The organism is Brevundimonas sp. FV1ye4L (assembly GCF_058681255.1).
Map to the genome: position 1 here is coordinate 2140196 of NZ_CM178734.1, position 13073 is coordinate 2153268.

Sequence of the window (13073 nt, forward strand, 5' to 3'; positions counted from 1 at the left end):
GCGAAAGCCCGCTGCGATGTATCCCCCGCAGCGGGCTTTTTCGCGCCTGGAGCCCCGCGAAAAATGCACGACCTGTAGATTTTTTCGATGCGATCTACAGATTCCGGGCCCGATTTTTCACCCTGTCTCCATATGAAAAAGGCCGGGGCGAACCCCGGCCTTTTCCGTTTTCGAAGACGCGCCGCCTACCAGATGCGGACGCGTTGTTCCGGCGTCAGATAGTATTTGGTCCCCGGCTCGACGTCGAAGGCGTCGTACCAGGCGTCGACGTTGCGCAGCGGGCCGATGACCCGGAACTGGGCCGCCGAGTGCGGGTCGGTGGCGACCTGCTGCTTCAGGGCTTCGTCGCGGTACTTCGACTGCCAGACCTGGGCCCAGCCGTAGAAGAAGCGCTGGTCGCCGGTCGTGCCGTCCAGGATCGGCGCGGGCTTGCCGGCCAGCGACAGGCGGTAGGCCTCCAGCCCCACAGCCACGCCTGAGGCGTCGCCGATGTTCTCGCCCATCGTCAGGCCGGGGTTGATGGTGTAGCCGGCGATCGGCTCATAAGTGGCGTATTGCGCGCCCAGGCGGGCGGTCAGGGCCTCGAAATTGGCCTTGTCGGTCGGGGTCCACCAGTTGCGCAGCACGCCGTCGCCGTCGGACTTGGAGCCCTGGTCGTCGAAGCCGTGGCCGATCTCGTGACCGATCACGCCGCCGATGCCGCCGTAGTTGACCGCCGGATCGCCGTTCGGATCGAAGAAGGGCGGCTGCAGGATGGCGGCCGGGAAGACGATCTCGTTATTGGCCGAGTTATAATAGGCGTTAACCGTCTGAGGCGTCATGCCCCACTCGGACTTGTCGACCGGCTCGTCCAGGCGGGCGAGGTCATAGTTCCATTCGAACAGGCCGCGACGCACGGCGTTGCCGACCAGGTCGTCGGCGCGAACCTCAAGGCCCGAATAATCGCGCCACTTGTCCGGATAGCCGATCTTGACGGTGAATTTGCGCAGCTTCTCCTGCGCCGCCGCCTTGGTCTCGTCGCCCATCCAGGTCAGATTATCGATCCGGTGCGACAGGGCGGTGCGCAGATTGGCGACCAGTTCTTCCATCTTGGCCTTGGATTCGGCCGGGAAATACTGGGCGACATAGAGCCGGCCCGTCGCCTCGCCCAGCGAACCCTCGGCGAAGGAGATGGCGCGTTTCTCGCGGGTGCGCTGTTCGGGCTGGCCCGACAGATCCCGCGAACGGAAGCCCCACTGGGCGTCCGAGAACCGCTGGGACAGCAGGGGGGCCATGTCGTCGACGGTATGGAAGGCTTCCCACGCCTGGAGCAGCGCGACCGGGGTCTCGGCGTAGATGGCCGCGATCTTGGGCATGGCCGTGTCCTGACGCACGATCAGGCGCGGCACGCCGCCCAGCTTGGCCGCGTCGAAATAGGACTGCCAGGCGAAGCCCGGCGCGTCCTGGGCCAGTTTGGCGATCGTGTATTCGTTATAGGTGCGGTCGCGGTTGCGGTTCTCCACCGGGCTCCAGTGGGCCTCGGCGATCTGGGTCTCCAGGGCCACGATCTGGGCGGCGGTCTCGGCCGGATTGGCCCAGCCGATCATGCCCAGCATGTCGGCGACATAGGCCTGGTACTTCTCTTTCTTATCGGCGTAGCGGGCGTCCAGATAATAGTCGCGGTTCGGCAGGCCGATGCCCGACTGGCCGGTGGAGACGACGTAGCGAGTCGGCTGTTTCGCATCGATGGTGATGCCGCTGCCGAAGAAGGAGCCGCCGAAGCGGCCGACGGTCTGGCCCATATAGACGGCCATCTTCTCATGGCTGTCAGCGGCGCGGATCGCGGCCAGATAGGGCTGCAGCGGCTGGGCGTCCAGCTGATCGACGCGGGCCTGGTCGATGTAGGACCGATAGGCGTCGGCCACCTTGGCCTCGTCCGAACCGGGGGCCAGGTCGGTGCGGCCGGCCAGGCCCAGGACCAGTTCCTTCATCCGGTTGTCGGACAGTTCGCGCAGCAGGGCGAAGGAGCCGTAGCTGGTGCGGTCGGACGGGATGACCAGCTTGTCGAACGCCGCGCCGTTGGCGTAGCGGAAGAAGTCGTCGCCGGGCTTCACCGAGGTGTCGCGACCGGCCATGTCGAAGCCCCAGGTTCCGTAGCGGGGGGCGTCCACGCCCTTCCATCCGCCGGCGCTCTCTTCACCCGAGAACAGCGAGACGATGGAACAGGTCTCGTCGATACAGGCGTGGTCGTGATCGACGTCCTGGGCGAAAGCGGCGCTGGCAGGCAGCAGAAGGGCGCCGACGGCCGCGCCGATAAGCAGTCTTTTCATCACTTTATCCTAGGCTCCACCCCCGAAACGGGCGGGTCGGGGCGGACCCTAGACCTGAGGCCGGGGCTGTCGCCTTAAAAAAAGTTCATGAAAGGGGCCCGGCCTCTCGCCACGGGTGGTGGTTCGGGGTCAGATGCCGAATACGGAGGGCGGATGCAGGGTCACGGCGGGGACTATAAGGATCTGGTGGTCTTCCTGGCGGCCGCCGGGGTGATCGTACCCCTGGTCAACCGACTGAAGATCAGCCCGGTGCTGGGCTTTCTGGCGGCCGGGGTGGTGCTGGGGCCAAGCGGGCTGGCGCGGTTCTCGGACACGGTCCCCTGGCTGTCCTATTTCACCATCAGCGACCCCGGCCAGCTGGCCCAGCTGTCGGAGCTGGGCGTCGCCTTCCTGCTGTTCATGATCGGGCTGGAGCTGTCGTGGGAGCGGCTGCGCGCCATGCGGCGGTTGGTCTTCGGCCTGGGCCTGATGCAGGTCGTCGCCTGCACCCTGGTGCTGGCGGGCCTGTTTGTCCTGATGGGCCAGACGCCGGTCAGCGCGGCGGTGCTGGGCATGGGCCTGGCCCTGTCGTCGACGGCGATTGTCATGCCGGTTCTGGCCGAGAGTGGGCGGCTGAAGGGAACCGTGGGCCGCTCGACCTTCGCCATACTGTTGGCCCAGGACCTGTCGGTCGCGCCGATCCTGATCACCGTCAGCGTCCTGGCCGCGGTCGCCCAGGCGGGCGGGTCGCTGGATCCGGCGGTGCTGGGGCGATCGCTGTTCACCCTGGTGCCGGCCGCCATTGGCCTGGGCCTGCTGGTCCTGTTGGGCCGGGTCGTGCTGCGGCCCATGTTCCGGTCGGTGGCGCGGGCGCGCAAGTCGGCGCAAGGGGGCGAGCTGTTCGTCGCCGCCAGCCTGCTGGTGGTGGTCGCCGCCGGTCTGGCGGCACAGGCCAGCGGTCTGTCCATGAGTATCGGCGCCCTGGTCGCCGGCGTCCTGCTGGCCGAGACCGAGTTCCGGCGCGAGGTCGAAGTCTCGATCGAACCGTTCAAGGGCCTGTTGCTGGGGGTCTTCTTCGTCGGCGTCGGCCTGGGGCTGGACCTCGGCGCGGTCGCCGCCAATCCGGTCCTGCTGTTCGGCCTGGCCCTGGCCATCACCGTGGTCAAGACCGGGGTCATCTTCGGTCTGGCGCGGCTGTGGGGGCTGGGCGTGCGGCCGGCGATCGAGACCGCCCTGGTCCTGGCGCCTGCGGGCGAGTTCGCCTTCGTGGTCTTCGCCACCGGCCTGGTCGAGGGGATCGCGCCCCCTGCCCTGACCAGCACCGTGGCCCTGTCGGCGACCCTGAGCATCTTCTCCATTCCATTCCTGGCCATGCTGGGCCAGCGGCTGTCGCGCGAAAAAGCCCCGGATTTGCCGACCACGCCGGAAGGCGCCGCGCCGCCCGAACAGGATGACGGCGCCGTCATCATCGTCGGTTTCGGACGGGTCGGGCGACTGATCGGGGAACTGCTGAAGGCGCACGATCAGAGGTTCATCGCCCTGGACACCGACGCCGCCGCCGTCGCCGCCGGGCGCCGCGACGGGTTCGACGTCTTCTATGGCGACGCGGGGCGCGCCGAGATGCTGGCCCATTGCGGCGTCCTGTCCACCCGCGCCCTGATCGTCACCATGGACGCCCCGACCAAGGTGGACGAGGTGGTGACCACGGCCCGCGCCTTGCGAGAGGACCTGATCATCATCGCCCGCGCCCGCGACGACCAGCATGCGGCGCGCCTCTATGCCTTGGGCGTCACAGACGCTGTGCCCGAAACGACCGAAGCCAGCCTGCAGCTGGCGGAGAACACCCTGGTCGATCTGGGCGTGCCCATGGGGCTGGTGCTCGCCTCGATCCATGAGAAGCGGGATCAGTTTCGCACGACATTTCAGGCCGCCATACCCGCCGGGGGACGTAGTAGAACCACCCGCGCGTTGAGAATGCCCCAGAATGGGACAGGTAACCAGAACAGTTAAGCTTAGAATTCACGCCCTTAGCTCACACATCCGCGTTCGCGACCCATTTTCGTCATGGTTCCGTGATGCAAGCCCTGCTTCGATATCGCGCGTTTGGCGGGTGAAGAGTCAGAACGTCTCGCCCCACAGTTCAAGCGACGACCCAATCCACTTCGGGCTCCGTCAGGGCTTCCGAAAATGCGTAGAGTAAAAGCCTGATTTCATGACCGATTCCGTTCTCTCGACCGAAGCCGCTCCCCGTCTGAACCGCCGCCAGGCCGCCAAGATCAGGACTCGCCAGAAGGTTCTGGACGCCGCACGCTCGCTGTTCGCCGAGCGGGGCTATGAGCCGGCGACGATCCGCGACATCGCCAAGGGCGCCGGCATGTCGACCGGCGCCGTCTTCGCCAACTTCCAGGACAAGGCCGAACTGTTCGAGGCTGTCCTGACCGAAGACATGTCGCGTCTCGCCGAAGTGGTCGAGGCCGGCGCCCCCGAAGGCGAACCGGTGCGCCAGCGCCTGCTGGGCGCCCTGAGCGCCGGCTATCATTCCTCGCTGGACCAACTCCCCCTGTTCCAGGCCATCGTCGCCCGGTCCTGGTTCCAGCCCCTGGCCGCCGAAATGCGCGCCCGCGCCGCGACCAAGAACCTGCTGCTGGCCATCGGCGGCATCCTGCAGGAAGCCGTCGCCAAGGGCGAACTGAGCAAGGACGCCGACATCCGCCTGTTGGTCGAGCTGATCTGGGACGCCTATCTGTCGAACTATCGCCGCGCCGCCTATGATGAGTGGGACGCCAAGGCCCTGTCGGAACATATGGGCAAGCAGATCGACGTCATCCTGGCCGGCGCCCTGTCGAAGAAATAAGCCAAGGGCGGACCCAGCTCGCCCCATCCGAAGGCCCGCTCGCGCCCGTCGCGGGCGGGCCTTTGTCTATCTGCGACGAGGGCCTGCTTCAGCTCCGGCGCTTCAGCGTGACGTAGAAGGCGCCGTTTCCGCCGTGCCTCTGGTGGGCGACGGTGAAGCCGGAGACCACGCCACGCAGGCCGGGCGCCTGCATCCACTCCCCGAACGAGGCGCGGATCACACCGCCGCCCAACCGTCCCTGGCCGGTGATGACCAGAACCGCCCGCATCCCCCGCGCCTGGCAGGCTGTCAGGAAACCCCGCAGTTGATCCTCGGCATCGAACCGGCCGAAGCCGTGCAGGTCGATGCGCGCCTCGATCGGGTCGCGTTCGCGCGACAGCCGCTGTTTGCGGCGGGGTTCCAGATCCTCCGGCGCGGCTTTGGGGCGGCTGCCGATGGGGCGCGGCTCGGTCGGTTTGGCGACGGCCGTGGTCCGGGCGTGCGAAGGCTTGGCCAGGGGACGCGGACGCTCGGTCGGAGCCACGACCAGATGAGCCGGGGCCTCGGCCCCCGGGGTGACGCGGGCGGGCTTGCGGCTGCGGGGGGCGGCGACCGTTCCGGTGATACGGCTCCAGATGCGACGGTCCTCGGGCGTCAGCCCGTTCTCGTCACGGCCGGGGCCCTTGCGCTTCATGCCGCGTCGTCGTCCTCGAAGGCCTCGCCCGGGCCGGGTTCGTGGACCAAGAGGTCGCCCGGCTGGCATTCCAGCTCGCGGCACAGGGCGTCCAGGGTCGAGAAACGCACCGCGCGCGCCTTGCCCGTCTTCAGGATCGACAGATTGGCCACCGTCACCCCCACCCGGTCGGCGAGTTCGGTCAGCGACATGCGGCGTTCGACGAGGACGCGATCAAGCTGGACGCGGATGGCCATGGAGAGGTCCTACTGGAAACGGGTCAGATCGTCAGTTCGGATTCGCGGCGCAGGCGCGCGCCCTCGCGGAACACCTCCGCCAGGACGAAGACGATCAAGACCGAGAATATGGGGGTCAGCAGCTCGCCCAGCCCCTGGGGGTCCATCACCCCCGGCGCCAGTCGGGCGGCGACGACGCCCTGGGCCAGCCAGACCCCGCCGGTCACGACCGCCAGGATCAGACCGATCTGGCGCAGCCGGCGGACATTGGCGGGATGAAAGGGGTCGCCCATGGTCAGGGTGCGGAAGATATGGCGCAGACTGCGCAGGATCAGCATGAAGCCGCCGAAATAGGCGGTCGCCGCGCCCAGACCGAACAGCAGCAGGGTGCGCGTCAGCGGCAGTTGCCGTCCGCCTTCGTCGCCGCTGACGGTGATGTTCACATTGTCCAGGGGGATGAAGACGGCGGCGATCAGCAGCAGCAGCAGCAGGCCGGTGATCAGCCAGAGCAGAATATAGGCCACGTCCAGCGCCACCTTCAGCACGCTGGAAACGGAGCCGGGCCCCATGGCCCTGAGGGGAGCGGTCAGAACGCCCAGGGATTTCAGCAGGGTCGGGATCGTGCGCGCCCCCGTCGGAACCGAGGCCGCGTCTCGCTTCAGCGGATTTCGCGGCGGGAGCAGGCGCATGATCAGGGGGTCTCAGATCGGAAGGAGGGGCGAGGCGGCCGCGCGGGGTCCGGCGAACCCACGCGCAGCTCTATACATCGCGATCTTCTTCAAGGTCGTCAAAGCTCTCATGATCGAAACAAGGGTGGACTTGGGCTCGATCAGAAGGCTTGAACCAGGATGGCGACCAGGGCGGTCGGCAGGGCGGCGATCAGGACCGTGTTGACGAAAGCGGCGCCGACCTTGTCCAGGAAGAGCGAGAGGTTCATCGTATGCATTGTGGTTCTCCGTCGTTTTGTTCTGGGCGATTATCGCCCGTTGGTTTTGTTTTCCGCACGATCATTCCGGGTTTTCCGGAAGGTCAGAACGTTGCAGCCCCCGTTTCTGACGATCAATAGATAGGCCGTGCGGTACGAAAAAGCACGTTACATATCGTTTAACGATATTAAACTTTGGCAATAGACTGTTTCAGGGGCGTGATCGTCGATGAATCTCAAACTTATCAAGGGGATGCGGATCGTCGCCGCGACCCACAACCCCGGCAAGGTCCCCGAAATCGCCGCCCTTCTTGGTGAAGATTACGAGATCCTCACCGCCGGACAGTTGAATCTGCCCGAACCGGACGAGACCGAGACCACCTTTACCGGCAACGCCATGCTGAAGGCGCGCCACGCCGCCGAACGGTCGGGCGAGGTCGCCCTGGCCGACGACTCGGGGATGTCGGTCGCGGCGCTGGACGGGGCGCCGGGGATCTTCTCCGCCCGCTGGGCCGGACCGGGCAAGGATTTCGCCGTGGCGATGAAGAAGGTCGAGGAGCGGCTGGAGGAGATCGGGGCGACGGACCGCGCCGCCTGGTTCACCTCGGCCCTGGCCGTGGCCTGGCCGGGCGGTCCCTGCGTGGTGGTCGAGGGGGTGGTCCATGGCCGGCTGACCTTCCCGCCACGCGGCGATCGGGGCTTCGGCTATGACCCCATCTTCATTCCTGAGGGTGGCGACCTGACCTTCGGCGAGATGGAGCCGGCGGCCAAGGAGGCGATCAGCCACCGCACCCGCGCCTTCGCCAAGCTGCGGGCCGCCTTGATTGACTGATTCCCTCGACCCCGGGACGGACGTCGGCCTGTATGTCCACTGGCCCTATTGTGCGCGCATCTGTCCCTATTGCGACTTCAACGTCGTGCGCGACCGGGGGCGGGTCGAGGAACAGGCGGGACTGGTCGAGGCGATCCTGGCCGACATGCGGGCGCAGCGCGCGCTGACCGGACCGCGCCGGCTGGCGTCGATCTTCTTCGGCGGGGGCACGCCGTCGTTGATGGCGCCCGAGGCCGTGGCGCGGATCATCGCCCAGGCGCGCGATCTGTTCCCCCCGGCGGGGGCGATCGAGATTTCGCTGGAGGCCAATCCGACCGACGCCGAGGCGGCCCGGTTCGCCGCACTGGCGGGGGCTGGCGTGAACCGGCTTTCCATGGGGGTGCAGGCGCTGGACGACGCCTCGCTGCGGTTCCTGGGGCGTGACCATTCGGCGGCCGAGGCGCGACGCGCGGTCGCTCTAGCCGGGCGGGCGTTTTCGCGCCTGTCCATCGACCTGATCTACGCCCGGCCGGGCCAGACCCCGACCGACTGGGCGGCTGAGCTGGGCGCGGCCCTAAACATGGGGTTCGAGCATGTCTCGCCCTATCAGCTGACCCTGGAGCCCACGACCGCCTTCGGCCGGGCCCTGGCGCGCGGAACCCTGATCCCGCCGGACGAGGATCAGGCCGCAGCCCTGTACGAGACCACCCAGACCGTGCTCGAGGCCGCCGGCTTCGACGCCTATGAGGTGTCCAACCATGCACGCGGCGTCGCCGCCCGGTCGGCGCACAATCTGCATGTCTGGCGCGGCGGTGACTATCTGGGTCTGGGGCCCGGCGCCCACGGGCGGCTGACGCTGGACGGGACGCGCACCGCCACCGTCGCCCACCGCCGGATCGCCGACTATGTGGCCGGAGTCGGCGCGGAAACGCCCTGGGCGGAGACGGAGCGGCTGGATGCGCCGGGCGCGGCCGAGGAACGGCTGCTGCTGGGCCTGCGCACGGTCGAGGGCGCGCCGGTCGGGCTACTGGCGGACCTGGGGCTGTCGGTCGGCGCCGCGCCGACGACGGCATTGGTCGCTGACGGTTTCCTGACGGTTGTCGATGGCCGGCTGGTCGCCACGCCGCGCGGGCGGCCGGTGCTGGACGGGGTGCTGAAGGCGCTGCTGACCTAAACAAAACGGCCCCGGATCGAAATCCGGGGCCGCTCTGGCGCCACATCGGGACGGGGCGTTTAGACCAGCGCCCCATTGTTTCGTCCGCGGCGCTTAGACCAGCGCCCCGTGGCAGTGTTTGAACTTGCGGCCCGAGCCACAGGGGCAGGGCGAGTTGCGGCCGGTCATTTCCCAGCCGGGCGGCAGGGCCTCGACCGGCAGTTTGGCGCGATCGTCGCCGATCAACTGGCCTTCCGGATTTTGCGCGGCCGGATTGGCCATCTCGTTCTCGCCAGTGCCGGGGTTCAGGTGGATTTCCTGGAACTCGGGCATTTCCGGCGGCGGCTGGAAGCGGAACTCGACCGTCATCAGCCAGCGGGTGACATTGTGGCGCAGATCGTACAGCAGGTTCTCGAACAGCGAGAAGGCCTCGGTCTTGTACTCGTTCAGCGGATCGCGCTGGCCGTAGCCGCGCAGGCCGATGACGCCGCGCAGATGGTCCAGATGGACCAGGTGTTCGCGCCATTGCATGTCGATCATCTGAAGCATGAACTGCTTTTCCAGACCGCGGGTCTGGGCGGCGCCGATCTGTTCCAGACGTTCGGCGGCGCGGGCGTCGGCGGCGGCCAGAAGGCGCTCTTCGATCTCCTCGTTCGACACGCCTTCCTCGGCGGCCCAGTCGTGCAGCGGCAGTTCCAGACCCAGGGTCGTGCGGACCTTTTCGTCCAGGCCGTCGATGTCCCATTGTTCGGCATAGGCCTTGGGCGGCATGTAGCGTTCGACCAGGTCGGACACCACGTCGCGGCGGAAGTCGCCGACCAGTTCCGACAGGTCCTCGGAGTCCATGAACTCTTGGCGCTGCTCGAACACGGCCTTGCGCTGGTCGTTCACGACGTCGTCGTACTTCAGCAGGTTCTTGCGGATGTCGTAGTTGCGGGTCTCGACCCGCTTTTGGGCGGTCTCGATGGCGCGGTTCAGCCAGGGGTGGGTGATGGCCTCGCCCTCGGCCACGCCAAAGGTCTTCATGATCGAGTCGAGACGGTCGCCGGCGAAGATGCGCAGCAGGTCGTCCTCGCAGGACAGATAGAATTTCGAGGTGCCGGGGTCGCCCTGGCGGCCGGTGCGGCCGCGCAGCTGGTTATCGATCCGGCGGCTCTCGTGGCGTTCGGTGCCCAGGACGAACAGGCCGCCGGCGTCCAGGGCGATCTTCTTCTGAACGGCGATGTCGGCCTTGTACTGGATCTCCTGCGCCTGCTCCATCTCGTGGGTGACCTCGACGGCCATGTTGCGCTGTTCCAGCAGCCATTTCTGCATCTTCATCTCGAGGTTGCCCCCGAGCTGGATGTCGGTGCCGCGGCCGGCCATGTTGGTGGCGATGGTCACCACGCCCGGCAGACCGGCGTCGGCGACGATATAGGCCTCCTGCTCGTGCTGGCGCGCGTTCAGGACGGAGTGCGGGATGCCGCGCAGCTTGGTTTCGTAGGTGATGTCATAGGCGGCGTCGCCGATCTTCTCGGCTTCCTTGGCCTTGCCTTCGTACTGCGGCTTCAGCTTGCGCGAGACCTCGACCTTGTATTCGTACTTGTTCAGCAGGTCCGACAGCTGTTCCGAACGCTCGATCGAGACGGTGCCGACCAGGATGGGCTGGCCCGCCAGGTGGCATTCGGCGATCTGTTTGGCGATGGCCTGGTTCTTTTCGGCGTGGGTCCGATAGACCTCGTCGTCATAGTCCTTGCGCTGGATCGGCCGGTTGGTCGGCACCTCCAGCACGTCCATCTTGTAGATGTCGCCGAACTCCTGGGCCTCGGTCGCGGCCGTGCCGGTCATGCCCGACAGCTTCTCGTACAGGCGGAAATAGTTCTGGATCGTCACCGAGGCCAGGGTCTGGTTCTCGGGCTGGATCTTGACGTCTTCCTTGGCCTCGATGGCCTGGTGCAGGCCTTCGGACAGGCGGCGGCCGGTCATCATGCGGCCGGTGAATTCGTCGATCAGGACGATCTCGCCGCCCTTGATGATATAGTCCTTGTCGCGCTGATACAGGGTGTTGGCGCGCAGGGCCTGGTTGGCGTGGTGGACCAGGCTGATGTTGGCGGCGTCGTACAGGCCGGTGGTGTCGGCGGCGAAATGCCCGCCGCTTTCCAGCGCTTCTTCCATACGTTCCGAGCCCAGTTCGGTCAGCAGGACCTGTTTCTGCTTCTCGTCGAGCTCATAGGCGTCCTTGTCCTTGATCAGCTCTTTGATCAGGCCGTCCAGGATCTTGTACAGGTCCGAACGGTCCTCGGTCGGGCCCGAGATGATCAGAGGCGTGCGCGCCTCGTCGATCAGGATGGAGTCGACTTCATCGACGATGGCGAAATTGTGCGGGCGCTGCACCATCTCGCGCCGGTCATAGACCAGGTTGTCGCGCAGATAGTCGAAGCCGAACTCATTGTTGGTGCCGTAGGTCACGTCGGCGGCGTAGGCGGCCTGACGCTGGCCTTGGCTCAGGCCGTTGACGATGACGCCCACTTCCAGGCCCAGGAAACGATAGACCTTGCCCATGGTCTCGGCGTCGCGGCGGGCCAGATAGTCGTTGACGGTGATGACGTGCACGCCCTTGCCGGGCAGGGCGTTCAGATAGACGGGAGCCACGGCGACCAGGGTCTTGCCCTCGCCGGTCCGCATTTCGGCGATGCCGCCTTCGTGCAGGATCATGCCGCCGGCCAGCTGAACATCATACTGACGCTGGCCCAGCACCCGCTTGGACGCCTCGCGCACGACGGCGAAGGCCTCGGGCAGGATCTTGTCCAGGGTCTCGCCATTGGCCAGACGATCCCGGAAGGCGTCGGTCATCATCCGCAGCTCGTCGTCCGACAGGGCGGCGAACTTGGGCTCCAGCGCATTGATGCGCTGGGCGTGGTCCTGGAAAGCCTTGACCTTGCGGTCGTTGGAAGAGCCGAAAAGTTTCTTGGCGAAGCCGAGCATATTGGATCCGGTAAGCGGTCGAGCGTCTGCGAGCTGAGCGGCTCTGGAAATCCCGAGAAGGGCGGCGGTACGGACGCCGCGAGAGGGGCCCGAACCGATGGCGGCCCCGATGCGCCGGAACTGGCGCGCGCGAAGGGCCGCGCAGACGATCAAAACCCCTCGACTTGGGCGCAGGCGGGACTTAAGCACCGGCCTAACCCCTGTCAACGCGAGGGGCTTTCGGCCGCCTTCGACGGAGCGCCCTCTTGACCCCTTTTCCGCGAGTTTCAGGCTTGTTTTCCATCGTGGTTCTGGCCGCGGTGCTGACGATGTCCGCCTGTTCGAGCGGCGGCGGCGGCGATCAGGCGCCGCAACCGGGCGACCGCGCGGTGGCCAAGGTCCAGGACGAGACCGTCTGGGCCTCCGACGTGAAGCGCGAGGCTGTGGCTCAAGGCCTGGTCGGCGAAGGCGAACCGCTGGACGTGACCTCAGACCTGTTCCGCCGGGTTCTGGACGAGGTGATCGACCAGAAACTGCTGGCGCGGGAGGCCGAACGCCGTCGCCTGGACGCCTCGCCGCTGGCTCAACGGCGGCTGGAGGCCACACGCGAAAGAATTCTGGGCGACATGCTGGTGGAGAGCGTCGTCAACGGCGCCATTTCCGACGCGGCCGTCCAGACCCTGTATAATGAGCAGCTGCGCCTGGCGAAGACGTCGGAGGAAATCCGCGTCCGCCTGATCCTGTCGCGCACCAAGGCCGAGGCCGAGGCCGTGGTCGGCATCCTGGGCCAGGGCGCCAGTTTCGAGGCCGTGGCCATGGAACGGTCCGTGGACGAGGCGACGCGGTTTTCCGGCGGGGACCTGGGCTATTCAACCCTGGACGTCATGCCACAGGCCTATGCCGGGGCGCTGCGTGATCGACCGGCGGGCTCGACGGTCGGCCCGTTCCAGACCGAGGGCGGCTGGGCCGTGCTGCGGGTCGAGGACCGGCGCAAGGAAAGCCCGCCGACGCTGGAACAGGCGCGGCCCCAGATCGTCCGCTATCTGACCTATGAAGGCGTTCGGCAACTGTTGGAGCAGTTGCGCGGCAAGGCCAAGGTCGATGTCCTGCTGTCGGGCGAGAGCGCCGGACAGGATCAGGAACCGGCTTCGGCCCAGCCCCTCGCACCCGCCGCCCCTTCACCGACCTCCGCTCCTGCTCCGGCCGCATGA

The 13073-nt window shown here is 66.9% G+C and carries 10 protein-coding genes; 5 read left to right on the forward strand and 5 right to left on the reverse strand.

Features of this window, described 5'->3' with window-relative positions:
* Positions 1–185: 185 nt before the first annotated feature.
* Positions 186–2309 (reverse strand): M13 family metallopeptidase, encoded by a 2124-nt coding sequence (locus ACW17X_RS10365; protein WP_492097139.1) that lies wholly within the window; start codon positions 2307–2309, stop codon positions 186–188.
* Positions 2310–2462: 153 nt separating this feature from the next.
* Here ACW17X_RS10365 and ACW17X_RS10370 point away from each other — a divergent pair, with 153 nt between their 5' ends.
* Together ACW17X_RS10370 and ACW17X_RS10375 are read left to right on the forward strand one after the other, a co-directional pair.
* Positions 2463–4298: a cation:proton antiporter domain-containing protein gene (locus ACW17X_RS10370; protein ID WP_492097141.1), complete on the forward strand. Its 1836-nt coding sequence runs from the start codon at positions 2463–2465 to the stop codon at positions 4296–4298.
* Between the two features lie 202 nt (positions 4299–4500).
* A complete protein-coding gene (locus ACW17X_RS10375) occupies positions 4501–5142 on the forward strand; it encodes a TetR/AcrR family transcriptional regulator (protein ID WP_492088678.1) in 642 nt (213 codons plus the stop codon).
* Positions 5143–5230: 88 nt separating this feature from the next.
* Here ACW17X_RS10375 and ACW17X_RS10380 read toward each other — a convergent pair whose 3' ends face one another.
* Genes ACW17X_RS10380 through ACW17X_RS10390 form a run of 3 tightly spaced genes read right to left on the reverse strand, consistent with a single transcriptional unit; the run spans position 5231 to position 6719 of the window.
* Entirely contained in the window at positions 5231–5815 is a 585-nt protein-coding gene (locus ACW17X_RS10380) for a Smr/MutS family protein (protein WP_492097143.1), read from the reverse strand.
* Positions 5812–6051, reverse strand: a complete 240-nt coding sequence (locus ACW17X_RS10385) for a helix-turn-helix domain-containing protein (RefSeq protein WP_492088676.1) — start codon at positions 6049–6051, stop codon at positions 5812–5814. The genes ACW17X_RS10380 and ACW17X_RS10385 overlap by 4 nt, the downstream gene beginning before the upstream one ends.
* Positions 6052–6074: 23 nt before the next feature.
* Positions 6075–6719: a DUF2975 domain-containing protein gene (locus ACW17X_RS10390; RefSeq protein WP_492088675.1), complete on the reverse strand. Its 645-nt coding sequence runs from the start codon at positions 6717–6719 to the stop codon at positions 6075–6077.
* A gap of 465 nt (positions 6720–7184) precedes the next feature.
* Here ACW17X_RS10390 and rdgB point away from each other — a divergent pair, with 465 nt between their 5' ends.
* Both rdgB and hemW read left to right on the forward strand, forming a co-directional pair.
* Entirely contained in the window at positions 7185–7787 is a 603-nt protein-coding gene (gene rdgB / locus ACW17X_RS10395) for an RdgB/HAM1 family non-canonical purine NTP pyrophosphatase (protein ID WP_492088674.1), read from the forward strand.
* Positions 7780–8940: a radical SAM family heme chaperone HemW gene (gene hemW / locus ACW17X_RS10400; RefSeq protein ID WP_492097145.1), complete on the forward strand. Its 1161-nt coding sequence runs from the start codon at positions 7780–7782 to the stop codon at positions 8938–8940. The genes rdgB and hemW overlap by 8 nt, the downstream gene beginning before the upstream one ends.
* A gap of 93 nt (positions 8941–9033) precedes the next feature.
* On the opposite strand, the gene secA is transcribed toward hemW, so the two are convergent.
* The gene (secA, locus tag ACW17X_RS10405) at positions 9034–11883 is read right to left on the reverse strand and encodes a preprotein translocase subunit SecA (RefSeq protein ID WP_492097146.1); all 2850 of its coding nucleotides are present in this window, start codon (positions 11881–11883) and stop codon (positions 9034–9036) included.
* 281 nt (positions 11884–12164) lie between these two features.
* On the opposite strand from secA, the gene ACW17X_RS10410 reads away from it, so the two are divergent.
* Positions 12165–13073 carry a foldase protein PrsA gene (locus tag ACW17X_RS10410; protein WP_492100462.1) on the forward strand — a complete coding sequence of 303 codons (909 nt, stop codon included), beginning with the start codon at positions 12165–12167 and terminating at the stop codon, positions 13071–13073.